Origin of the sequence: Loktanella agnita, assembly GCF_046640325.1 — a bacterium.
In the GTDB taxonomy this organism is placed as follows: Bacteria; Pseudomonadota; Alphaproteobacteria; order Rhodobacterales; family Rhodobacteraceae; genus Yoonia; species Yoonia agnita.
Genome location: NZ_JBJMBF010000014.1, coordinates 17,644 through 40,858, shown reverse-complemented (window position 1 = coordinate 40,858; position 23,215 = coordinate 17,644). Strand labels below are relative to the sequence as shown.

18 protein-coding genes are annotated in these 23,215 nt (G+C 58.0%); 15 read left to right on the top strand and 3 right to left on the bottom strand.

All coding sequences use genetic code 11. The annotated features are described in order from the left end of the window. The first annotated feature begins 339 nt into the window (after positions 1-339). The 11 genes from ACJ5NV_RS15355 to tssH all read left to right on the top strand — a co-directional run bounded on the left by ACJ5NV_RS15355 (position 340) and on the right by tssH (position 13,850). Entirely contained in the window at positions 340-1,200 is an 861-nt protein-coding gene (locus ACJ5NV_RS15355; protein ID WP_411645102.1) for an SDR family oxidoreductase, read from the top strand. A 144-nt stretch (positions 1,201-1,344) separates the two neighbouring features. Continuing rightward, on the top strand, positions 1,345-1,941 hold the full coding sequence (locus ACJ5NV_RS15350) for a DUF6931 family protein (RefSeq protein ID WP_411645100.1): 597 nt from the start codon (positions 1,345-1,347) through the stop codon (positions 1,939-1,941). Between the two features lie 38 nt (positions 1,942-1,979). After that, a complete protein-coding gene (gene tagH, locus ACJ5NV_RS15345; RefSeq protein ID WP_411645098.1) occupies positions 1,980-3,254 on the top strand; it encodes a type VI secretion system-associated FHA domain protein TagH in 1,275 nt (424 codons plus the stop codon). A 118-nt stretch (positions 3,255-3,372) separates the two neighbouring features. Continuing rightward, positions 3,373-4,731, top strand: coding sequence for a type VI secretion system protein TssA (locus ACJ5NV_RS15340; RefSeq protein ID WP_411645097.1), 1,359 nt, complete (start codon positions 3,373-3,375; stop codon positions 4,729-4,731). A 110-nt stretch (positions 4,732-4,841) separates the two neighbouring features. Further along, on the top strand, positions 4,842-5,366 hold the full coding sequence (gene tssB / locus ACJ5NV_RS15335; protein WP_411645095.1) for a type VI secretion system contractile sheath small subunit: 525 nt from the start codon (positions 4,842-4,844) through the stop codon (positions 5,364-5,366). Between the two features lie 47 nt (positions 5,367-5,413). Continuing rightward, on the top strand, positions 5,414-6,907 hold the full coding sequence (gene tssC, locus ACJ5NV_RS15330; protein ID WP_411645094.1) for a type VI secretion system contractile sheath large subunit: 1,494 nt from the start codon (positions 5,414-5,416) through the stop codon (positions 6,905-6,907). Positions 6,908-6,977: 70 nt separating this feature from the next. Next, positions 6,978-7,475 carry an Hcp family type VI secretion system effector gene (locus tag ACJ5NV_RS15325; protein ID WP_411645092.1) on the top strand — a complete coding sequence of 166 codons (498 nt, stop codon included), beginning with the start codon at positions 6,978-6,980 and terminating at the stop codon, positions 7,473-7,475. 96 nt (positions 7,476-7,571) lie between these two features. Then, positions 7,572-8,162 (top strand): GPW/gp25 family protein, encoded by a 591-nt coding sequence (locus ACJ5NV_RS15320; protein WP_411645091.1) that lies wholly within the window; start codon positions 7,572-7,574, stop codon positions 8,160-8,162. Then, a complete protein-coding gene (tssF, locus tag ACJ5NV_RS15315; RefSeq protein WP_411645089.1) occupies positions 8,159-10,099 on the top strand; it encodes a type VI secretion system baseplate subunit TssF in 1,941 nt (646 codons plus the stop codon). Before ACJ5NV_RS15320 ends, tssF begins: the two co-directional genes overlap by 4 nt. After that, a complete protein-coding gene (tssG, locus tag ACJ5NV_RS15310; protein ID WP_411645087.1) occupies positions 10,096-11,070 on the top strand; it encodes a type VI secretion system baseplate subunit TssG in 975 nt (324 codons plus the stop codon). The genes tssF and tssG overlap by 4 nt, the downstream gene beginning before the upstream one ends. 41 nt (positions 11,071-11,111) lie before the next feature. Next, the gene (tssH, locus tag ACJ5NV_RS15305; protein ID WP_411645085.1) at positions 11,112-13,850 is read left to right on the top strand and encodes a type VI secretion system ATPase TssH; all 2,739 of its coding nucleotides are present in this window, start codon (positions 11,112-11,114) and stop codon (positions 13,848-13,850) included. 313 nt (positions 13,851-14,163) lie between these two features. Here the strand turns inward: tssH and ACJ5NV_RS15300 are convergent, their stop codons facing one another. Then, a complete protein-coding gene (locus tag ACJ5NV_RS15300) occupies positions 14,164-14,925 on the bottom strand; it encodes a DUF2793 domain-containing protein (protein WP_411645084.1) in 762 nt (253 codons plus the stop codon). A gap of 144 nt (positions 14,926-15,069) precedes the next feature. On the opposite strand from ACJ5NV_RS15300, the gene gmd reads away from it, so the two are divergent. The 4 genes from gmd (at position 15,070) to galE (ending at position 20,193) form a co-directional block, all read left to right on the top strand. Beyond that, a complete protein-coding gene (gene gmd, locus ACJ5NV_RS15295; protein WP_411645082.1) occupies positions 15,070-16,191 on the top strand; it encodes a GDP-mannose 4,6-dehydratase in 1,122 nt (373 codons plus the stop codon). Positions 16,192-16,194: 3 nt separating this feature from the next. Further along, positions 16,195-17,163, top strand: a complete 969-nt coding sequence (locus ACJ5NV_RS15290; protein ID WP_411645080.1) for a GDP-L-fucose synthase family protein — start codon at positions 16,195-16,197, stop codon at positions 17,161-17,163. Positions 17,164-17,593: 430 nt separating this feature from the next. Further along, positions 17,594-19,180 carry a M10 family metallopeptidase C-terminal domain-containing protein gene (locus tag ACJ5NV_RS15285; RefSeq protein ID WP_411645078.1) on the top strand — a complete coding sequence of 529 codons (1,587 nt, stop codon included), beginning with the start codon at positions 17,594-17,596 and terminating at the stop codon, positions 19,178-19,180. Beyond that, entirely contained in the window at positions 19,180-20,193 is a 1,014-nt protein-coding gene (gene galE, locus ACJ5NV_RS15280; RefSeq protein ID WP_411645077.1) for a UDP-glucose 4-epimerase GalE, read from the top strand. The genes ACJ5NV_RS15285 and galE overlap by 1 nt, the downstream gene beginning before the upstream one ends. 182 nt (positions 20,194-20,375) lie before the next feature. Here the strand turns inward: galE and ACJ5NV_RS15275 are convergent, their stop codons facing one another. Both ACJ5NV_RS15275 and ACJ5NV_RS15270 read right to left on the bottom strand, forming a co-directional pair. Continuing rightward, on the bottom strand, positions 20,376-21,899 hold the full coding sequence (locus ACJ5NV_RS15275) for a tetratricopeptide repeat-containing protein (RefSeq protein ID WP_411645076.1): 1,524 nt from the start codon (positions 21,897-21,899) through the stop codon (positions 20,376-20,378). Further along, entirely contained in the window at positions 21,896-23,050 is a 1,155-nt protein-coding gene (locus ACJ5NV_RS15270; protein WP_411645074.1) for a patatin-like phospholipase family protein, read from the bottom strand. Before ACJ5NV_RS15270 ends, ACJ5NV_RS15275 begins: the two co-directional genes overlap by 4 nt. Positions 23,051-23,215 lie beyond the last annotated feature (165 nt).

The following is a 23,215-nucleotide window of genomic DNA, read 5'->3' as shown; positions in this document are numbered from 1 at the left end:
TAGGGCCTGCTCTTTAGAAGATGCCAGATGGTAAGCGTCGGATTACGCTATGTAGCGGACGCCGGGCAGGCGCGAGGCCTAAAAAGTTTCTTGCCTCCGGCGGGGATATTTTTAGCCAAAAGAAGTAATGATCTTTTAACCACATTCACGGAAGCTAAAGGTGCGGTACAGGCGGGGACGCCGATGACCGCGCCAGAAGAAGCCCCTCGTCACCAGCAGTGGTGTTGGGGGGTGATCTTCCGCCTCTTCTTTTGGCCTTAAATATCCCCGCCGGAGGCATCCTGCCCTCTTTGCGCGTGAACCGCTTGCCTCTTTCGCGCGGCTAGGCCAACAGGAGGTATGGACAAGACACTTCTTTCTTTCGGGCATGGCTATAGCGCCCGCGCCTTATCGCGCATCCTGTTGCCGCAGGGTTGGCGCGTTATCGGCACGACTCGATCAGAGGAAAAGGCACCGGGGCTGATGACCGAAGGGATTGAGCCACGTATCTGGCCGGGGGCGGATATGGGGCCGGCGCTGGATGCGGCGACCCATCTGCTGATCTCTGCCGCGCCCGACGATGCAGGCGATCCAGTATTGGCGCAACTGCACGACGCGATTGCGGCGCGTGCGGGGCAGTTTGCATGGGTCGGCTATCTGTCCACAACCGGTGTTTATGGCGATCATGGCGGGGATTGGGTTGATGAAGCAACGCCCCTGACCCCCGCCACCAAACGCGGGATTGCACGGGTGGAGGCAGAGGCCGCTTGGGCCGCGATCCCCGCTCTGCCGTTGCATATTTTTCGCCTCGCGGGGATCTACGGTCCCGGTCGCGGCCCCTTTTCCAAAGTACGTAATGGCACCGCCCGCCGGATCATCAAGCCCGGGCAGCTGTTCAGCCGCACCCATGTGGCGGATATTGCGCGGGTGCTCGCGGCCTCTATCGCGCGGCCCAATCCGGGTGCGGTCTATAATGTCTGCGATGATGATCCTGCCCCGCCGGAGGATGTGATCGCCTATGCCGCTGAATTGCTGGGCGTGCCCGTTCCCCCGGCCGAGGATTTCGCGACGGCAGAAATGACGCCGATGGCCCGCAGTTTCTATGCTGAAAGCAAGAAAGTCCGGAACAACCGGATCAAAGAGGAACTTAGCGTAGAACTGCTTTATCCCGATTACCGCAGTGGTCTCAAAGCGTTGCTCGCACAAGAGATCGGCGCCTGATCATACGGGCGATCCGCGATGCTCCTTTCTGCCGGTCATGTAGGAATTCAAAACCGTGCTTGACGCCAGTGGTGCAACTGCGGAAAATTGCCCCTATTCTTGGCGGCTTGTTTTGCCGTTTCATGTGATTGGACCTGTGCTTTCATGTCACCGAATGATGCGACACCGCTTGACGAAGAGAAGACCAGACCTCCGGCGGTGGCAACGCGGTATGAAACGCTTGCCGATCTTTATGCGGCGATCCCGCAACTGGCCGATGTGACCCAGCAACGCCCCCGCGCGGGCGACGAGGCGCTGCCCTATCTGATGCGCCTGCGCCAGTCGACCACCCCGGAAGAGGCCGTGACCTTTACTGCTTTTGCCATTCAGCCGAAGCTGGCGATCTGGTGGGGGCATGAATGCCTGCGCGTGATGCCGGATGCGCTCACTGCGGTTGACCGACAGATGATGGAATTGGTCGCAGGTTGGATTGGTCGCCCCGATACGGCCATGCGTCACCATGTGGCGCGCGAGGCGCTTTGGGCGTCGGCCAAGTCACCGGGTGTGCATCTGGCGCTGGCTGTGGCATGGTCTGGCGGTTCTCTTGCCCCGAATGACCCGGCACCGGTGCATCCAAGCCGCGCGCCCCGCGCCATCAACACGGCGATCCTGTCCTGTCTGGCCCGCGCGGAATTATCCCGCCGCCCGATTTTTCTGGCCCGGTTCATTGACATGGCGGAATCGCTGTTCAAGGTCTATTGAGCAGACCACAACACATCATCCAGCAGGTACCGCGTGTCATGACCCTGACATTGCAGATCGAAAATTATGATAAGCTTCCCGATGGTGGCCCGACATCGGCGACCGTGACCGGGACAGGTATGAGCGTGGGCCGGTCGTCATCGATGGATTGGACCCTGCCCGATCCGCAGCGCCATATTTCGGGCCATCATTTCGATATCAGCTTTCGTGACGGGGCCTATTTCCTGACGGATGTTTCCACGAACGGCATTTTTCTGGACGGGCAGCGGCACCGGTTAGAGGGGGCTTACCAGTTAAAACAGGGCGACCGGTTTCAGGTGGGGAATTACTTTATTGGGGTCCGTCTAGGGGATGGATCACCAGCTGCGCCTGCGCAGCACGCCGCACCGCTCCCTACACCCACCCCTGCATTTGATGACTCCGATCCATGGGCGGTAGATGCTGCACCCAGCGCGCCGATCAACCCAAATCCACGCCCGTCCACGGATGCCTTTGCCGATTTCGCAAGCGAATTCATCGTGAACCCCGCTGCCCCACCGACACCCCCAGCGCCCCCTGTGCCGGAGGCGGCCCCGATCCCCGCTGCCCCGTCGCCATTCGGTGGATCGGATTCGCCCTTTCCCGCGGACCCGGCACCGTTACCGATGCCCGACCTGCCGCGCCCGGCGCTATCGCCCACGCCATCAGCCGCCCCGGCACCACAACCTCCCACCTCGGCCCCGGTGCCCACTGATAACAGTCAGGCTGTGCTTGATGCGTTTTATGCCGGGGCAGGACTTTCGCCGCCGACATCAGATGCGACCGCCGATCCGGTCGCACTGGCCCATGACCTGGGTCAGACCATGCGCGTCGCCGCGACCGAGCTGATGGCCCTTTTGCAGGATCGCGCTGCGGCCAAGCAGTTCACCCGCAGTGGCGACCGCACAATGATGGGTGCATCCGATAACAATCCGCTGAAATTCCTACCCGACGCGACACAGGCGCTGGAGGTGATGTTCGTGCAGCCCCGCGATGGTTTTCTGCGCGGCGGGGAAAGTATCGGCGCGGCGTTAACGGATGTGAAATTGCACCAGATGGCCGTGTTTGCCGCGCTTCAGCCCGCACTGATCAAACTACTGGCCGACCTTGCGCCCGAAGCAATCGAAGAGGCGGCGGGCGGCGGCTTGCTTGCCGGTGGTCGCCGAAAAGCCTGGGATGAGTTCGTAAAGCGTTGGGACGCAAAGGTCGCTGACCATGAAAATGGGATGCTGGATGTGTTTCTGAAACACTTCGCCGAAAGCTATACCGCTGCGGTTGCGGCGGCTCGCCGCTAACTGACCTTGGGTCAGGAATCCCTTGCTTGACCCCCAGCCCCAGTCACGACACCTTAGCACATATTGCGAAGATGAGAATCCGATTGGATTAAGTCGTTGAAATGCAGGAAGAGATTTTATGAGTGTTGATTGGCTGGCAGAGCCTATTTCGGAAGATGCCCCCTGCGGGCCCGATCTGGAAGCGTCCGATGACGCGGCCTTTGTCGATTACTACTTTGAGGCCGAGTCCCGCATGCCAGAGCGGTATTTCGTGCCCAGTATCAAGGCTCCGGATGATGAATTCACCCCCGGCACCCTGTTCGATCCGAAATCCATCCCCCATGCGGCGGAAAAGAAGACGATCACAGAACTGCTGAAACGCAGCCGCGACCTGCGGTTGCTGTCACTGCTCGCCCGGATGATGGCCTTGGCTGGCCGTCTGCCGGATTTCGCGGATGCTGTCACGGGGATCGCCATTGTGATGGAAACTTTCCCCGCTGATGTGCACCCCAAGGATGCGTCTGATCGCCGGGGCGCGATTGATGAGCTTGGCAGCAGCGTCGTGGTGGGTTTGCCACTACAACATGTGAACCTGGCCGGCGCGGGTGAGGTAACCTATCGCCGCTTTACCGTGGCCAACGGCGCTGCCGAGCCGCGTGAAGGGGAGCTGGGTTTGCAACCGGGCAGCATGCTTTCAGAGCTTGCCGCCCCCGGAAATCGGCAATCTGTCGAGACGGCCCATGCCGCCCTGACCCGCGCGGCAGAAGCGTTGCATCGGATCAAGTCCGCCTGCCTGCGGATGGACAATCCGTTTACACCGTCGCTGGACACCACGATCACTGTAATCGTCGATATTCAAAACATGATCCAGAGCGGTCGCAGCGATCTGCCCCCTTGGACAGCAGAGCCCGGCACCGCCCCTGTGGAAGAGGCGGTCACACCTGAAGCGGGTGGTGACGATGCGTTGGCCGGGGACGCGCATGCAACACCTGTGGCACCCCCCGCTGCGCCCGCGCCGCGTGCGGGTGACGTGCCCAACCGCGCCGCCGCGATGCAATCCCTGACGACAATTGAAAGCTATCTGGCCACAAATGAACCGGCGTCCCCGGCCTTGCTGCTGATCACGCAGGCCCGCCTGTTAGTAGGTAAGCCGTTGGTCGTGGCAATCGAGACGCTGATGCCTGAGATCGCGAACCAGACCAAAATGACCTTTGGGTCGGATAGCGGGTTCGTACTATATATGGACCGGTTGAAGATGCTGGCGGGTGAGGGCGCAGGCACCGCAAATGCGGGTGCTGACGCAGACCCCGGCCCGCCCCCGCAAATATCAGACCGGTCGCAGGTCGCCCCGATGATCAGCGCCGTCGAAGACTATTTCCGCGCCAAGGAACCTGCCAGCCCGATCCCGGTGCTGTTGTTTAAGGCGCGCACATATCTCGACAAAGATTTCGCGGCGATTGTCGCTGATTTGTTACCACCGAAAGGCGATACAAAATAGATGGGTTAGGATGAGAATAGAACCGTCAACAGGCGCGTAAGCCTTAGTGAACGCCGTTGACTTTAAACAACTATCAACGTTTCATATCGCCGACGTTAAGGAGAGTATAGATGCCTTCAGATTCTGCCACAGGTTTCATCAAAAGAAACCGCCCGCCACGTGTGAACATTTCCTACGCTGATCCGTATGACAGCGAAAAGATGGTAGAGCTGCCGTTTGTGATGGGCGTGCTGAGCGATCTGTCGGGCAATGCTTCGCAGGTCGAAAAGGAACCGCTGGCCCAGCGCAATTTCACCGATGTTACCGCTGGTACGCTTGATGACTACATGGCAAGCGTTTCCCCGGGTCTTTCCTTTACGGTCGAAAACAAGCTGGATCCCGATAGCGGGACCAAACTGGGCGTGAACCTTGAATTCAGCGAGATGGCTGATTTTGATCCAGCCAAAGTGGCCCGTCAGGTGCCTGCGCTGGCCAAGCTTTTGGAAGCCCGCGAACAGCTGGCCAACCTGTCCCGCTATATGAATGGCAAATCAAAAGCGCAGGATCATCTGAAGGCACTGCTTGAAGATCCCGAACTGATGGCCGCACTGGCCGAAGCGAACAAAGACCAAGAAGACGGCGATACAACCGAATAATTCGCGTAGCGCAGAGTCCGCTGCGCGCGACACAGGGGAAGAGTGACATGGCAGAAGAAGCCCAACAACAGGAGGCTCCGGTCAAAGAAGGCCTGAGCGAGCTTGACGAATTTTCCGATATTCTCAAGCAGACGATCAAGCCGCGGACCGATGAGGCCGAAACAGAGGTCAACAACGCCGTCGTGACGCTGGTCCGCGAGGCGCTGAGCGATCAGGCGGTCGTGTCCGAAGACATTCTTGATACGATTGGCGCGATGCTGGCGAAGATCGACAAGAAACTGACAGATCAGGTCAATGAAATCATCCACGCGCAGGAATTTCAGGAACTGGAAAGCAGCTGGCGTGGTCTGGCTTATACGGTCAACAACTCGGAAACGGATGCATCGCTGCGTGTGAACGTCATGAACGTGTCCAAAAGCGAGCTAAAGACAGAGCTGCGCCGCTATCCCGGCGCCAAATGGGACAAGAGCCCGCTGTTCACCAAGATCTACGAGCAGGAATTTGGCACGATGGGCGGCAAGCCCTATGGCGCGCTGATCGGCGACTATTATTTCGACCAGTCCAGTGGCGATGTTGGTCTGCTGCGCGATATGGCCAAGATCGCCGCTGCATCGCATGCGCCATTCATTTCCTCTGCTGCCCCGACCCTGCTGGGCATGGACAGCTGGAACGAAATGCCGAATCCGAACGATCTGTCCGAAATCTTCGACACCCCCGATTATGCCGCTTGGAACAGCCTGCGCGATAGTGAAAACGCCCGTTATCTGGCACTGACTCTGCCCCGTGTGTTGTCGCGTGAACCCTATACGCAGGATGGCAGTTCCGTCGTGGAAGAGTTCAACTTTATTGAAGAAACCGACGGTCACGAAGGTCAGAAATATGCCTGGATGAACGCGGCCCATGCGATGGCAGTGAACATCAACCGCGCCCATAAGGAACATGGTTGGACCGTGCGCATTCGCGGCGTGCAGTCCGGCGGCGAGGTGATGAGCCTGCCCACCTATGCCTTCGATACCGGCGATGGGTCCAAAGACATGAAAATCCCTACGGAGGTGTCGATCACCGACCGTCGCGAGGGCGAATTGAGCAAGGCAGGCCTGATCGGTCTGATCCACCGTAAACACACGGACAAGGCTGCGTTCATCGGTGCGCAGTCGCTCTATCGTCCCAAGAAATACGTAGATGATCTGGCCACGGCCTCTGACAACATGTCGGCGCGCCTGCCATACATCTTCGCGGTCTCACGCTTCAGCCACTATCTGAAGTGCATGGTGCGGGACAAAATCGGGCAAAGCCCCGACCGTATCCAGCTTGAGAAAGACCTGCAGACCTGGGTTAACAAGTATGTGTCTGCCAATCCCGAAAGCGCCACCGAAAAGGAAAAAGCCAAAAAGCCTTTGGCTGGTGCAACGGTGCAGGTCATCGAAGACGAGGAGAATCCCGGCTACTATATGGGCAAGTTTTTTCTCAAACCACACTTCCAGATGGAAGGAATGGACATTGGTATGAGTCTGGTGTCCAAACTGCCTAGCGGCAAATGACGACCCTCACATAAACAACACAATCGTTAGCTGCGTTCGAGTATGCTGACGGCCAAACCGGAGCAATATAATGGCTGTTGATATTTTTCTGAAGCTGTCAAACAATATCAAAGGTGAATCCCAGGATTCCACGCATATGGACGAAATCGACGTTCTTGCCTGGAACTGGGGTCTGTCCCAATCCGGCACGACCCACATCGGTGCCGGTGGCGGTGGCGGTAAAGTCAACGTGCAGGATATCTCTTTGACCAAATACGTTGATCTGGCATCCAACGACCTGATCAAGCGCTGCACAACCGGCGAGCACATCGAAACGGGTGAGCTGGTCGTGCGCAAATCCGGTGGTTCCGCACCTGTGGAATACTTCCGCATCAAGCTGGAAAACGTCATGATCACATCCTACGCCACTGGCGGTTCCAAGGATGGTCTGGACCGGATTCAGGAAAACCTGACCCTGAACTTCCGCAAGTTTGAAGTTGCCTACACCCTGCAAGAAGCCTCCGGTGCTGCCGGTGCTGAATCGCTGGCCGGCTGGGATATCGCCCAGAACGCAGAGTGGAGCAGCTGATCGGCCCCGTGCTGATCACATAATGACACTATACTATTCGGGGCCCATTGCGGCCCCGAATGACCTTTTAGCCCTTCTGTTTCCTGACATTGTGCCATGAAAAGTCCTTCTACTGATCGCGGATCATCCAGCGGCAAGTCCAACCAAAAGGACCGCCGTCAGGTTTCGCTGATGCATGTCTTTCGTGCCGCCCGCGCGACGGGTGATGCCCGCAAGGAAGAGCATCACTATCAGGACGGTGCCCGCGCGCTGACGGCCCGCAGTCAGGAACGTCGGATTGGCACCGATGACGCCACGCTGCGCAGGCATCTGACTGCCGATCTTGCCAGCCTGATGAACACAATCAATCTTGATGCCGTCGTGCCGCTGGAAGATGCCCCATATGTGTCGAAATCCGTGATCAATTTCGGTTTCGGCGATATGAGCCATATGAGCGATTCTATCCATGCCGGTAATCAGATCGCCGCGCTGATCCGCGACACGCTGATCGCGCATGAACCCCGCCTGATCGCCGATACGATTGAAATCGCCTTGAACCGCGCAGAACAGGACGCCACGCAGCGCCTGAGCTTTGACGTTTCTGCCGAAATGGTGGCCACCCCGGTCGACATCCCGTTAGATTTCGTGGCCGAGGTCGATATGGGCGCGGGCAAAATCCAGATGACCCGACTACGGTTGCAGACATGAAAAAGGCTTTTCGCGACGCCTATAACAAGGAACTGGCCCTGCTTTACGAGCGGTCGCGCGAATTCGCAGAGGATTACCCCGGCATTGCTGACCGTCTGGGCGGGCTGATCAAGGAAAACCTTGATCCTGCGGTTGCGGGCCTGCTGGAAGGCACCGCCTTTATGGCGGCCCGCGTGCAATTGAAGATGGATGAGGAGTTCCGCACCTTTTCCACCGAATTGCTGAACCAGATTTTCCCCGATGCCCTAGCCCCCACCCCCAGCGTGATGATGGCGCAGGCCAATCCGCCTTATGAAAACAAAGATTTGGTCAATGGGCTGCATTTCGATGCAGGGTCCTATCTGGATGCACGGTTTACCGATGCGGATCAGCGGGTATCCTGCCGGTTCAGCCTGTGTGAGCCGCTGACGATCTGGCCGTTGAAAGTGGCAAAAGCCATCTATCACCCCAGTCCTGCCCCGTTTCTGGCGGCAGGCGAGGCAGAGGTCGCCCCCGGCACCAAGGGCGGGTTGCAGATGACGATCATGCGCCCGCTGTCTGCCCACAGCGACAAGCCCGGCGGCCCCCTGTCAGAGATCGCAGCAGACAGCCTGCCGGTGCATCTGATCGGGGACATGCCTGATGCCGTCGCGCTTTATGAGCAGATATTCTGCGATCTTAAACGTGCCTCGCTGCGGTATCTCGACAAGCATGGCGATCCGGTTTTCATCCGGCTTGATCCGAAATCAATCGAACAGGTCGGCTTTGACAATGGGGCCAGTCTGTTTCCCCATGATGGGCGCGTTTTTGAAGGTTTCACCCATCTGCGCGAGATTTTTGTCTTTCCCCGCAAGGTACTTGGCTTTCGCCTGACCGGGCTGCAACAGCATCTGGCCCGGATCGATCAGCCCGAAGTACAGCTCATGCTGGAATTTGGCAGCGGTGACCGCAACCTTGCCGCCCGGACCAGCGAAAAGGATTTCGCGCTGAACTGTTCGCCCGCAGTGAACTTGTTTGAGGAAAGCGCAAGCCAGATCCGGCTGGATGACAAGCGCACGGAATTTGTGGTGACCCCTGACAGCAGCCCGCTGACCCACTACGAAATCTACAGTATCACCTCTGTCAGCGCCCATTACGCCGGGGTGCAGGACAAGGTGAAGGTGAACCCGCTTTACGCGATGCCAAAGGGCGGGGTGAAACCACGGTCAGCGCTCTACTTCACCAGTCGGCAAAAGCCCCGCCGCCCGACCGAGAAAGAGCGCCGCTTTGGCGCGCAGCAGCGTTATGCGGGGACAGAGACGTTCATTTCGATCTATGAACCGCCCGATCTGGAGGACGGCGCGCGCGCGCAGCGTCTGCAAGTGCGGACCTTATGCTCCAACCGCCATCTGCCAGAATATCTGCCCATTGCGGAATCGCGCGACGATTTTCACATGTGCGATGATATCAGCGTCAGCCTGGCCTGTGTGGCAGGTCCGACCCCGCCCCGGGCGTCAATGACAGAAATAGAGCCCCATGCGCAGCACCGCGCGACATCGGGTGACAATTACTGGCGGCTGATCAGCTACCTGTCGCTCAGCCATTTCAGCCTCGAAGGGGACGATGATGGCAGCGCCGCCGCAGATAGTCTGCGCGAGCTGCTGTCGCTGTTTGCGGACCTGTCGAACGTCGTGACAGAGGCACAGCTGCAAGGCATCAGGACCGTCACGACCCGGCCCATCGTGCGGTCAATCCAACGCGGCGACGGCTATTACCCTGCGCGCGGATTAGAAGTACGGATCACAATGGATGAGGCCGCGTTTGAAGGCTCTGGTATTATCCTGCTGGGCGCAGCGCTGGACCGCTTCATCGCTGAATATGCCGCTGTGAACAGCTTCACCCAAACAATCGTCACCTCAACCGACCGGGGTGATGTGGCGACATTCCCGCCGCGCACAGGATCGGGGCCACTGATATGACTACAGAGGCAGGCCCTGTCGGCTTTCTTGCGCTGCTACGCAAGCTGGAACGTCACTCTGACGGCAAGCCCCGCATCGGCAAGAACGCAACCATTGCCGAAGAGATCGCACGCATCGGCCAAGACCCGTTTCTGGCCTTTCCAACATCGGATATGTCCGACATCCGCAAAGACAAGCAAGGCCGCCCCGATCTGCGCAACCAGATCATTGGCTTTTTCGGCCCCCACGGCGCGCTGCCGCTTGATACAACAGAAGAAATCCTGCGTTGGGCGCAAAGTGGTGATCTAGCCTTTGTCAAATTCACTGACCTGTTTGCGACCCGGTTTCAGCAGCTGTTCTTTCGGGCATGGTCGGATGCACGGGCCATTACCCAGTTCGATCACCCCGATGACGACCGGTTCGCCCGCTATCTTGGGGCGCTGATTGGCATTGGAACACCCGCCTGGCAGGATCGCGGCGAGGTGTCGGACATCAACCGTCTTAGCATGGCGGCGCTGGGCATTGGCCGGGTCAAAAGCCCGGTGCGCCTGCAACAGATGCTGCGGTTTGATCTGAACGCCACGATCACCATCAACGAACATGCGACCACTTGGATTGCATTCGAACCCGACACGCTGAACCGGATGGGCCAGCAGGGCAGTACGCTGGGCCGTGATTGCTTTGTCGGGTCACGCGCGCAGTCGGTCAATGAACGGATCATCATCAATGTCCGCGCCAAAACCTTGGACGAGTATAATGATTTTCTGCCCGGCGGCGTCTCTCATACGCGGATGCTGGATATCGTGAACGGCTATCTTGGCCGCACTTGCGAGGTTTCGGTCGCGCTATCCCTGCCCGCAGAGGCATTCGCGCCCGCCGTGCTGGGCACATCCACCGCGCTGGGCTGGACCGCCAAGCTACCTGCCGATCCGCCACCGATGCCGGGCACCTATCTGCCCGGAGCCACTTACACTTTGGGCCAGGTCGCCTGACAACCAGTATTTGAAATACAGCATTCCAAGGGGAGCCAAAGATGGCTGAGATCAACATCGAAAAATACGCCGGCAAGATGAACCGGCTTGGCTATGATGCGTTTCTCAAGGCGATGCGTCAGGCGCGAAGCGAAAAGCACCGCAACATCACCCCCGCCCATTGGCTGTTTCACGTGGTCTCTGATCAGAATTCCGACGTGTCCTGTGCCCTGCGTGCGCTTGGGCTGGACCGGGGTCGGGTGCTGAAAGACCTGATCGCGGCGATTGAAAAGCTTGATAAAAACGTGACCGAAACCCCCGGTATTTCCGAGGGGCTTTCCGATACGCTCAACCATGCCTGGACCTATGCGACCCTGTTTTTCAGCGAGGTCCAGATCCGCACTGGCCATGCGCTGCTGGCGATGCTGAACGACCGCAACCTGCACCGTGAGATCACCCGCGCCTCGGGCATTTTCAACGATATCTCGCCCGACCAGTTGGGCAAAGAATCCCGCAGGCTGTGGCAGCAATCAGACGAAGAAGACATGCGCCCGATGGATGGCTCTGGCCTGCAATCCGGGGGCGCGGCAGAGGCTGACGGTGATGACGGGCCGGGTGCCGCCACCGCGCTGGGCCGTTTCAGTGTCGATATGACCGCTGATGCCAAAAGCGGCAAGATGGACCGCGTGGTAGGACGCGACGACGAAATCCGCCAGATCGTGGATATCCTGCTACGCCGCCGCCAGAACAACCCGATCCTGACCGGAGAGGCCGGGGTGGGTAAAACTGCCGTGGTCGAAGGCTTTGCCCAGCGTCTGGCGGATGGCGACGTGCCGCACAAGCTGCAAGGCACCCGCCTGCATATGCTGGATATTCAGGCGATGCAGGCCGGGGCATCAATGAAGGGTGAATTCGAACAGCGTCTGAAATCATTGATTGATGAGGTGCAGGCAAGCCCCACCCCGATCATCCTGTTCATTGATGAAGCACATACATTGATCGGCGCTGGCGGGGCGCAGGGGACGGGCGATGCTGCCAACCTGTTGAAACCTGCGCTGGCACGAGGCACGCTGCGCACCATTGGGGCCACGACCTTTGCCGAATATCGGACCTATTTCGAAAAAGACCCTGCCCTGACACGCCGCTTTCAGCCGGTCAATGTGGATGAGCCGGACAATGACCGCTGCGCCTATATGTTGCGCGGCATCCTTGGCCCGATGGAAGCGCATCACGGGGTGCGCATCTCGGACGAGGCGATCGTGGCTGCGGTGAACCTCTCTGCCCGCTACATCCCCGCGCGGCAATTGCCGGATAAGGCCGTGTCGCTGCTGGACACAGCCTGCGCCCGCGTGGCCGTGTCGCAAGCCAGCATCCCCGCCCGGATAGGCGATCTACAAGCCGCAATTGCAGCGCTAGAGGCCGAAATCGCCAGCAAAACCGCCCAGCGCGACCTGGGCGAAGAAAATGAAGAACGGCTGACCGAGGCTGAGGGCGAGCTGGTCGCGAAACGCGCAGAGCTAGAAAGCTATGAGGCCAAATACGGGGCCGAGAAGAAAATCGTCGATGATATCCTCGCCCTGCGTGCTGAACTGGCAAAATCCGAGACCGGCGGCGATGATGCGCCAGAGCCTGAAGATATCGGCGACGCCCACAACGATGATGACATCGCCGAAGCAGAGGCAGAGCACGCGGGCGAAGCCCCGCGCGACCCCGACACCATCCGCGGCGAAATGTTGGCGCTGATGGCAACACTGGACGCGACCGATGCAGATGATCGCATGGTCTATGCGCATGTAGACGAACAGGCGGTCGCATCGGTCATCTCTGACTGGACGGGCATTCCGGCGGGGCGGATGGTCGTGGACGAGCTTGAACAGATCCTGAACCTGTCATCGCATCTGTCCGAACGCGTCATCGGTCAGGATCACGGGCTGAAAATGATCGCCAAGCGGATCGAAACCAGCCGTGCCGGACTGTCAAACCCCAACAAACCGATTGGCGTCTTCATGCTCTGCGGCCCCTCCGGCGTCGGGAAAACTGAAACCGCGCTGGCGCTGGCCGAAAGCCTTTATGGCGGTGAGCAGAATATCATCACCATCAATATGTCCGAATTTCAGGAAGCCCATTCTGTATCGCTGCTGAAAGGGGCGCCTCCCGGCTATGTCGGCTACGGCGAAGGGGGCCGACTAACCGAGGCAGTGCGCCGCAAACCCTATTCCGTTGTTCTGCTGGACGAGGTTGAAAAGGCCCACCCCGATATTCACGAGCTGTTCTTTCAGGTTTTCGACAAAGGCATCATGGAAGACGGCAACGGCCGCCCGATCAACTTCAAGAACACGCTGATCCTGCTGACATCAAATGTGGGCACCGATGTGATTATGGAAATGGGCGAAGCCGGTGAGAAAACCCCTGACATGGACGCACTGAACACAGCGATGAAGCCGTTTCTGCTGGAGGTATTCCCCCCCGCGCTGATGGGCCGGATCGTGACCATCCCCTATTTCCCGCTGGGCAAACAAGTGCTGGCCGGGATCACAAAACTGAAACTGGGATCAGTCGCCAAGCGCCTGAAAGAGGCTCATGGCGCCACGATGGTTTACGGCGATGATGTGCTGGATCACATCGTCGACCAATGCCGCGATCCCGATAGCGGGGGGCGGATGATCGACAATATCATCACCAATTCCATCCTGCCCGATCTATCGCGACAAGTGCTTAGCCGGATGGTGTCCGGGAAAGCATATAGCGAGGTAACAGTGACCTGCGCGGAGGGCGCGTTCGCTTATACATTCTCCACTTAGGTGATTGAAATAGTTCGCAAACGGCCGCATTCGTCTGAAGCACCCCATGCTAAACGTTCAGACAGATGGCACAGGGGCGAAGAACTGCTATCGCCGAATGTGATCTGTAACAAAAAGGCTGCGTAAGGTGGGTCTTGACCCACCCCACTTGTGTCACTTCAGCGGTCATTTTTGGAAAATATGGGCGGGATCTCTTAGGCGGGTGAACAACGTGACAGGCCAGCCTCTTTCGCCGTTCCGGCACCGCCTTATTCCGCAAATCACGACCCGAGCACTGCATGAATATGCACGCATCCCAAAATCACTCCGACACTTAAAACAAGTCCTGCCAGAGCGTCCCATCATAGCAGCGCAGCTTTGCGCTTGTGCTGTCGAAATACACGTCGCCCGTATTCGGCGTGCCGGGTGCGCCGCCGGGTGCGAGGTTCAGTAGCGCGCCGATCTGAACATGCCCCTCTGCCGCAGTCACCGTGACCGCAGTCACCCATGATCCGCCATCAGCGCTGGTCTTGATGCTGAAATCATCATTGCCTGCCAGCCCCATCTCGGCCCGGCCGGAAAAACCTGTCTGATACAGCAGTGACGCCGTATCGCCCGCCGTCGCTTTATTGATTTTGACCTGATGACCAGCACCCGCATTATTCAGCAGCACCGCATCGCTGTTCACGCTCAACCGATTGGTGCTGTCGGCACTCGCATTGATCCCCACGCTGGGCAGGTTCTGCAATTCGGGTTCACCCTGCGTAACCCAAACGCCACCGGTAAAGACCTGCATTTCAGCCACATCCCGCACCCAGGCAAGCCAGCCATCACGCGGCGTGACGAATAGCCAGCCGCCCCCACGCCAGGTGGCGATCATGTCATCCTGTCCGGCCCATGCCCCGCTGACCCCGCTGCCCAGCGCCCAGGCTTGACCTTCGGCAGGCGCGCCAGGCGGTATCGTAGCTCCGCTCGCCTCTAGTGTCAGCTGCACGATCATGTCGAGCAATTCGATCGCTTCGTTATGGGTCACATGCTTTTGCGCCTGCGCTGGCATGATGAAGGGAAGTGACAGGTTTGGGGTCTGTTCAGACATGGACATTACGCCTTCCGCAAGAAATGAAATCCCGCGCAGTATTGCCGTCAGCCCTGAACAGCGTCTTCCCTAACCGTACGCTGGTTAACGCAGTATTAAGACCTCTGAGACAGGTGTTGGTTAACAACGTCTGAAAGGGTCATCATGGGGAAGCGCGCACTTATCACCGGGATCACCGGTCAGGATGGATCTTATCTGGCTGAGCTGCTGCTGGCCAAAGGATACGAGGTGCACGGGATCAAGCGCCGCGCGTCATCGTTCAACACCAACCGTATTGATCACATCTACGAAAACCCGCAAGCCGATGACGCCCGGTTCATTCTGCACTATGGCGATCTGACTGACAGCCTTGGCCTGACCCGGATATTGGCAGAGGTGCAGCCGGATGAAATCTATAACCTTGGCGCGCAATCCCATGTCGCCGTCAGTTTCGAAGCCCCCGAATATACGGCAGAGGTGGACGCGCTTGGCACCCTTCGCCTGCTTGAGGCGATCCGCTTTCTGAAACTGCAAGACATGACCCGGTTTTACCAGGCCGCAACATCGGAACTTTATGGTCTGGTCCGCGAGACACCTCAAAGCGAAACGACCCCGTTCCACCCGCGCAGCCCTTATGGCGTGGCCAAGTTGCATGCCTATTGGAGCTGTGTGAACTACCGCGAAGCCTACGGGATCTTTGCCTGCAACGGCATTCTGTTCAATCATGAAAGCCCGCGGCGAGGCGAAACCTTTGTCACCCGCAAGATCACGCGCGGCCTCGCCAATATCGCGATGGGTCTGCAGGATTGCCTTTACATGGGCAATATTGATGCGCTGCGCGATTGGGGTCACGCGCGCGATTATGTCCGCGCCCAGTGGCTGATGTTGCAGCAGGATCAGCCAGAGGATTACGTGATTGCCACGGGCGTACAATATTCGGTGCGGGATTTCATCCGCTGGGCCACGGCGGAGCTGGGGTTGAAAATCGCATTCTCAGGTGTGGGTCTGGATGAAATCGCAAAGGTCACCGCCGTGAACAGCGACCGCGCCCCGCATGTGCGGGTGGGCGATGTGATCATGCGGATCGACCAGCGCTATTTTCGCCCGGCAGAGGTGGAAACCCTGCTCGGTAATCCCGCTAAGGCGCGGGCGCGGCTTGGCTGGGCACCAACAGTCACTGCTCCAGAACTTTGCGCCGAAATGATGACCGAAGATTTGAAAACAGCCCAGCGCCATGCGCTGCTGCATGCTCACGGGCTAAACACGCCCGTCCCGGTGGAGGGCTGACCGATGTGTATCTATGTTGCAGGACATACAGGTATGGTCGGCAGCGCGATCCTGCGGGCATTGAAACATGCGGGCACCGATGATGTGATCACCGCCACGCGGCAAGAGCTGGACCTGACAGATCAACCAGCCGTCCGCGCCTTTCTACGGCGGCATCGACCCGACACGGTGATTCTCGCCGCCGCGCGGGTGGGTGGGATCATGGCGAACGAAAGCTTTCCGGCCAGTTTCATCCGCGACAACCTGACAATCACGACCAATGTGATCGACGCCGCCCATCAGGCAGGGGTGCAACACCTGTTGAATCTGGGCTCGTCCTGCATTTATCCCCGCGATGCATCACAGCCCATCATGGAAGAGGCGCTGCTGACCGGTCCGCTAGAACCGAGCAACGCACCCTATGCCGTGGCCAAGATTGCCGGGATCACGCTCTGCGAAAGCTACAACCGCCAATACGGCACCGACTACCGCTCCCTGATGCCCTGCAACCTGTATGGGCCGGGCGACAATTTCCACCCTGACAATTCGCATGTGCTGCCTGGGTTGATCCGGCGATTTCATGAAGCCGCGCAGGCGGGTTTTGACTATGTTGTCATCTGGGGCAGCGGCACGCCAAGGCGCGAATTCCTGCATGTGGATGATTTGGCAGAGGCCGCGCGCTTTGTGCTGGATTTTGACAAAGTGTCCTTTACGGCCCAAACCCCACCGATGTGCAGCCATATCAACGTGGGCACGGGGCATGACATTTCAATCATCAATCTGGCGCATATCATCGCCGATATCGTTGGATTTCGCGGTCGGATTGTCTGTGACAGAACCAAACCCGACGGCACAGATCGCAAGCTTTTGGACAGCAGCCGCTTGACGCGACTGGGCTGGTCACCAAAAATCGCTCTGCGCGATGGCATTGTTGCCACCTATGACTGGTATCGTACAGAAATCGAAAACGGCGCAACGCTACGGGCAAGCTGACAGGGCGCTAATAATGATCACCCCGGTTCTTCTCTGCGGTGGTGTCGAGCTCTGTCACGTAAAAGCTATTCCAAGTAGTTTCAGAAGAGCACAAGACAGGCCAAGATGACCGTTATCTTTAGAATACGAACAATTTAAACGTTGTCTCTTTCGCTGGGCAATGATCAGATATCGACGACTAGCCTGTGGTCTGGCGCAGCCACAGCGATTGATTGCGCCGATAGCTTGCTTAGTTCAAATGTCGACGGGCAGCTATCTTGGCGAATACGATATCCTGCGGTATGAGGATCTCTATGCTCGCCATTGATTGGCGGGATTGCTCCGGTCAGGTTTTCGCGATCTTGGCTTGAGCCAATAACTATGCACAAAATTCCGCCATAGTTTTCCTGAAAAGAGGACATGTTAAGAGTCCTGCGTAAAGGTAGCCAGCATGCCCGATCAAAATTCTCCCGTCGCGACGCTCGATAGTGGTAACAGCCTTTCCGGTTCAGAGATCAGTGTCTACTTTGTTCGGAACGGTGAAAGAGCCAATGCCATATCGGGCGAGGTTAGGTCATATGGCTGGAGCGACGATGAAGAGCGGCAATTCATGGCGGCTCTCACCACAATATCGCAGTATGTCAATTTAACATTTATAGAGACTAACGACAGGAATGCTGATTTTCAGGTCGTCGCTGCCAATTTGGGTGATCGCGGCCTGTTAGGATATTTCTACCAGCCACCGCGAAGCGACTATAGCGGTGCCCTTATGGGTGCTTTCAACACTGGTGGATACGGCTGGAACACCACTGGTGGCCTTGAAGCGGGCGGGCTTGGCTATTCTACTATCATCCACGAGGCGCTGCACGGTTTAGGGCTTGATCACCCGCATGATGGGTCGCGCATCCTTAACGGATTGAACCCGTCGCTTTCAAATTTCCCCTTCGGCGACTATGGCGATTTTGGACTGAACCAAAGCGTCTATACCGTCATGTCCTATAATGATGGCTGGTCGCAAAATCAGGCGTCAGACTGGGAAAACGATGGAAACGCCGCCACACCGATGGCGCTGGATATTGCCATACTACAGGAAATCTACGGCGCGAACACAACCCACAACAACGGGGACGATACATATATATTGACCGATACCGATGATGCTTGGGTCGCGATCTGGGACACTGGCGGAACTGATACGATCCGCTATGACGGCAACAAGGATACCGTCATCGACCTGCGCGAAGCCACCTTGCAATATGAGATCGGCGGCGGCGGTTTTATCTCTGCCGCTGACGGCGTTGCGGGGGGATTTACCATCGCAAACGGTGCGGAAGTCGAAAACGCGACTGGCGGTGCAGGGGATGATATTCTGATCGGAAATGCTGCGGACAATCTGCTGAATGGTGGCTTTGGCGATGACATGATCAAAGGCGGCACCGGAAACGATACGATCAATGGCGACCAAGACGATGACACATTGTCAGGCGGGTCCGGCAGCGACACCATCACAACCACCAGTGGGACAAACACCATTTATGGCGGTTCTGGTTTCGACACTCTACAGGGCGGCACGGGCGCGGATATGATCCATGGCGGCAGCGGCAATGATACAATCGATGCAAATGGAGGCAACGATGCGATCTACGGCGGACGTGGCAATGATCAGATTGACGGCGGCAGCGGGCGTGATGTGATCTCTGGCGGGCTGGGCGCGGATACGATGACTGGTGGCGCAGGCGCGGATACATTTGTGTTCATCGCTGTCAGCGAAAGCATAGCGCAAAATAGCGACACCATCACCGATTTCGATCAAGGCACTGACAAGATTGACTTTTCGGCTCTTGATGCGGACCCGACCACATCAGGCAATCAGACTTTGGATATGGTCCAGAGCTTTACAGGGGATGTGGGCCAGCTCCGGCTCGACGTGGCGGGCGGAGATACTACCATCCTTGTAGATCGCAATGGCGACGGGGTTGCGGAAATGGAAATCTTCGCGCAGGGTGCCACGCTAACCGCGTCAGATTTCATTCTCTGATGCGCGTTCTGGTCACAGGCGGGGCGGGCTATATCGGCAGCCACACATTGCTGGAACTAATGGCGCAGGGGCATGAGGTTTGCGTGCTGGACAACTACAGCAACGCCACACCAGAAGTATTGACGCGCGTCCGCGCCCTGTCGAACGGGACGGTGCATGATCATACCGGCGACATCCGCGACAGCGCCAAGCTGGATCAAGTCATGCAGGGTTTCCGGCCAGAGGCAGTGATCCATTTCGCCGGGCTAAAAGCTGTTGGGGAGAGTGAAGAAAAACCGCTCGCCTATTACGATGTGAACGTCGCGGGTACCCTCAGCTTGCTACATGCGATGGACCGGGCGGGGTGCAAACGCATCATCTTTTCCTCTTCCGCCACGGTCTATGGCGAACCCGTCTACCTGCCCTATGACGAAGCCCACCCCACCGCGCCGACCTCTGTCTACGGGCAAACCAAATTGATGGCGGAACAAATCCTGACCAACTGGGCCAAGGCGACATCAGGCACGGCGGCAGTGCTGCTGCGCTATTTCAACCCAGTCGGTGCCCATCATTCGGCGCGGATCGGCGAGGATCCAAAGGATATCCCCAACAACCTGATGCCCTTCATTGCGCAGGTTGCGGTGGGCAAACGCGATGCGCTGAGCATTTTTGGCGACGATTATGATACGCCCGACGGCACCGGCCTGAGGGACTATATCCACGTCGTCGATCTGGCCCGCGCCCATGTTGCAGCGCTGGATTACACCATAGCGCATACCGGCGCGCGACCGTTCAACATCGGCACCGGCCAAAGCTACAGCGTCCGCGATATGGTCACGGCCTTTGAAAAAGCAAGCCAGTGCAAAATAGCCACCCGGCAAGTCGGACGGCGCGCAGGTGACATCGCGGCGATGCAGGCAGACCCCAGCCGTGCACAGACGGAGCTTAGCTGGTCAGCGACACACACGCTGGATGATATGACAGCAAGCACCTGGGCCTGGCAATCTGCCAACCCTGACGGATATGAAAGCTAGCCTTAGACTCCTGTACCGTGAAGGCTAGATGAGCAATCTTTACTGGCTGAGCGCAGATCGGATGGCACAGCTTCAGCCGTATTTCCCGCAGAGACACGGTGTTTTTCGCGTTGACGACAGGTGCATTATATTGAGCAATAACAATGGATTAATATGGCGCGCACCCATAGGAATATCGCGGGTTAATCATTATATTCGATACGGTAGCTGATCTCGACGCTGCGTGCCTTCCGGCCCGGCTCGATTTTGGGGATGATAGTGATCGCGCCGTCAGGTTCGGCGGCCTCTGTTTTGATAGAATATGAATTGGCAGGGTCTGTTATGACCTGAGGGTGGCCTTGCCGCGCCAGCGGCAGATCGGTTTTACCAAAAGTTTCTATCGCCTCAGTTAGCCGCGTTTTCTGCTGGTAATAGCTGGAGCGAGCAAATTCTGAGGCTTCAGCATTGAGCCAGCGTTCGAGCCTACGTTGCTCATTCATGTCGCCCAAGCCATACGCGGCCTCGGCCAAGGTTGCATAGACCCATTCACGGTCCTCGGGGCCAGCGCTGCCGTCGAGCGCGCCCAGCAACTCTTTGCAGATCGTTATCACGCGACGCCGCAGCATGTTGGCCTGACCATAGCTGGCAATCGCCTCGAACCGATCAGATACGATTCCGGCTCGTAGAGTATACATGAACGCGGCATTGATGCCGTTATAATAGTCCTGCTTGATGAAAAATCCGCGCTCATAGGCGTGGAGCGCGCGGTCGAGATAGTCCAGCTCGCCGGTGTGGTCGTACATCCGCTTGTTGATTGCCCCAAGCAGGCCCAAGGTCTCAGGATCGGTGGAAAGCCAAGGCGCGCAATGCTGCTCTAGCATCGTTTCAGCTCGCACCAACGCATCTATCGCGGCCTCAGGGTCATCCTGCTGCTCGCCCGCTTTATAGGTCGCCAGCACCAACTGCTGCATCAAGAAGAGATCGGGCTTAGCGCTGTCATCGCCGCCCCTTTCCATCTCAATCGTCTTTGTCAGGTACGAAATCATCAGATCGAAATCGTTTTTTTTGCGGGCGGTCTCTGCGGCCTTCATCAGATCGAAAATCGTCGCCCCGTCGCCAGCTATAGCCGTAGCGCGCCCATCTAACGGTACATAGACAGGCGCAGCAAGCGCGGCCTTGGGCTGATAGTCGGGCGGAACCATACCTTCGAGAAAGGTATAGATCGGGCTATCGGGTACCGGTGGCGTTTGCGAACGCTCGCGGGCCACACCGGCCTGCATCTTGTGTAGAAGATCCGCTAAAAAGGGCACGAAGCGGTCCTGCTCGGCCTGCGTGATCTTATCGCCATCATGACGATACTGATGCACCACAAATGAACTCAGATCGAAGGGGACGCGGGTCATCAGCATCTCTTCGGCGATAATCAAAGTTCTGTTGGGGCGCTGCGCGTGGCGCACGCCAAGTTCATAAAACACATTGGCGTTCAGGGTGGATAGATCAGCGATTACGTAATCAGCAGCAAAGATCCATCTATACATAATCAGGTCGATGCTGCCCGTGACATTGGCGTCGATGGCGCGGAAGGCATTGATACCGGCTACGTCGCAGGCTGGGCGCACCAACTTAGAGAAGGTCAGATCAAGGTTCAGCACGCGGCCTGTGGGGTAGTCCGTCTTCTGACCAAAGCCTGTCACCACAAAGCAGGTGGGCAGATCCGCGCCAGTCATCTGTGCCTCGTGCCTGGTGTGAAAATCGGGTCGAAATGGGCGTCTTCGATCTGTTCGGCCGCCGCCTCGCCGATCCGCGCCAGATCGTCGATATTTTTTGGCTTGTCCATCTGCGCAATCGAGTCGAGTTGCGTGGCCGTATAGTCCAGCCCTAAGGTTTGCTTTAGCCAATCAGAGTCTAATTCCACGTTATATCGCAGATAACTAATCAGCCCTTGTCCGCCGCCCAGCACATCGCCGCCCAGGTCGCCAACCTCGCCGTCGATCTGGCGCGCCGTCGGGCTAGACGACATCCATTGCAACAAAAGCTCGTTCAGCAAGGTTGCGTCCGCCATCAGCGTGGCCAGCCCGCGCACGCCAAGCTCTGCCGCTGGCATCCGTGTCACCGAGGCCGGGTCAAGCGTTGCGGCCTTCGTGCCCGTGCCCAGAGACACGATCAGAAGCTGGTCGCTACCGGTGGCCCAGCCCAGCCCATAGCCCTGGATGGTGGCCAGCATCATGAGCACCAGCGCGGGGTTGTTATGTGGGCTGACGCCCCCATCGACAAAGGCGCCTTGCAGATCGTCTGTCACCCGGATCAACTCTGGTTCGAAAAAAGTGGGCGCCGCTGCACTGGCGCGCACCACGTCGCGCAGCAGATATGCGCTGTTGGGAGTGCCGCCACTGGGCTTAAGCCCGAAATATTTGCCGCGCGGGTTGTTATGCAGGATCCAGGTGCTACCGGTATCGAGCCGTTTTGCAACGATCCCCAAACCGCTTTTGAGTTCGGGTCCACCCAACTGGATATCGCCGAAATTCTTCTTGAGTCCGTCCCGAATAGCCTTGGCCGAAAACTTTGGATGCAACAGCCCGCGGCGGAAGAAGCTGGATCGGAAGATATCACTGCCAAACTCTCGGTAGACTTCGTCGACACGCTCCACCGTCCAGCCGAGCGCCAGAGCCGAGGCGATGATCGCACCCGTCGATGTGCCGCCAATCAGGTCGAAGTAATCGGACAGCACCGCATCGTCGCGCCCCATCTGGACCCGTATCATTGCCTCGATCCGCTTGAGCATCTGCAAGGTCAAGATGCCCCGGATCCCGCCGCCATCCAGCGCCAGAATGCGTTTGGGGCCGGGTCCGAAAAGGTGTGCTTCCAGTTCTGGTGTCATCGTCTTTTCCTTACGATTTGGGCCGCGCGCGGCGGGGCCGTGTGAGGTGACGTGCGGCGCTTACGGGAATGCCTTGGGGTTTTTCGCTCTATACGTGTGTCTTTGCGTGCAATTCAATCCTGTGGCACAATTCGCTGTCAATGATTTTGCGCCCCGTTGCCCGCT

What these genes read in the sequence shown, in the direction of transcription:
- ACJ5NV_RS15355 (WP_411645102.1), top strand. Translation starts at nt 340, where the DNA reads ATGGACAAGACACTTCTTTCTTTCGGGCATGGCTATAGCGCCCGCGCC.
- ACJ5NV_RS15350 (WP_411645100.1), top strand. Translation starts at nt 1,345, where the DNA reads ATGTCACCGAATGATGCGACACCGCTTGACGAAGAGAAGACCAGACCT.
- tagH (WP_411645098.1), top strand. Translation starts at nt 1,980, where the DNA reads ATGACCCTGACATTGCAGATCGAAAATTATGATAAGCTTCCCGATGGT.
- ACJ5NV_RS15340 (WP_411645097.1), top strand. Translation starts at nt 3,373, where the DNA reads ATGAGTGTTGATTGGCTGGCAGAGCCTATTTCGGAAGATGCCCCCTGC.
- tssB (WP_411645095.1), top strand. Translation starts at nt 4,842, where the DNA reads ATGCCTTCAGATTCTGCCACAGGTTTCATCAAAAGAAACCGCCCGCCA.
- tssC (WP_411645094.1), top strand. Translation starts at nt 5,414, where the DNA reads ATGGCAGAAGAAGCCCAACAACAGGAGGCTCCGGTCAAAGAAGGCCTG.
- ACJ5NV_RS15325 (WP_411645092.1), top strand. Translation starts at nt 6,978, where the DNA reads ATGGCTGTTGATATTTTTCTGAAGCTGTCAAACAATATCAAAGGTGAA.
- ACJ5NV_RS15320 (WP_411645091.1), top strand. Translation starts at nt 7,572, where the DNA reads ATGAAAAGTCCTTCTACTGATCGCGGATCATCCAGCGGCAAGTCCAAC.
- tssF (WP_411645089.1), top strand. Translation starts at nt 8,159, where the DNA reads ATGAAAAAGGCTTTTCGCGACGCCTATAACAAGGAACTGGCCCTGCTT.
- tssG (WP_411645087.1), top strand. Translation starts at nt 10,096, where the DNA reads ATGACTACAGAGGCAGGCCCTGTCGGCTTTCTTGCGCTGCTACGCAAG.
- tssH (WP_411645085.1), top strand. Translation starts at nt 11,112, where the DNA reads ATGGCTGAGATCAACATCGAAAAATACGCCGGCAAGATGAACCGGCTT.
- ACJ5NV_RS15300 (WP_411645084.1), bottom strand. Translation starts at nt 14,925, where the DNA reads ATGTCTGAACAGACCCCAAACCTGTCACTTCCCTTCATCATGCCAGCG.
- gmd (WP_411645082.1), top strand. Translation starts at nt 15,070, where the DNA reads ATGGGGAAGCGCGCACTTATCACCGGGATCACCGGTCAGGATGGATCT.
- ACJ5NV_RS15290 (WP_411645080.1), top strand. Translation starts at nt 16,195, where the DNA reads ATGTGTATCTATGTTGCAGGACATACAGGTATGGTCGGCAGCGCGATC.
- ACJ5NV_RS15285 (WP_411645078.1), top strand. Translation starts at nt 17,594, where the DNA reads ATGCCCGATCAAAATTCTCCCGTCGCGACGCTCGATAGTGGTAACAGC.
- galE (WP_411645077.1), top strand. Translation starts at nt 19,180, where the DNA reads ATGCGCGTTCTGGTCACAGGCGGGGCGGGCTATATCGGCAGCCACACA.
- ACJ5NV_RS15275 (WP_411645076.1), bottom strand. Translation starts at nt 21,899, where the DNA reads ATGACTGGCGCGGATCTGCCCACCTGCTTTGTGGTGACAGGCTTTGGT.
- ACJ5NV_RS15270 (WP_411645074.1), bottom strand. Translation starts at nt 23,050, where the DNA reads ATGACACCAGAACTGGAAGCACACCTTTTCGGACCCGGCCCCAAACGC.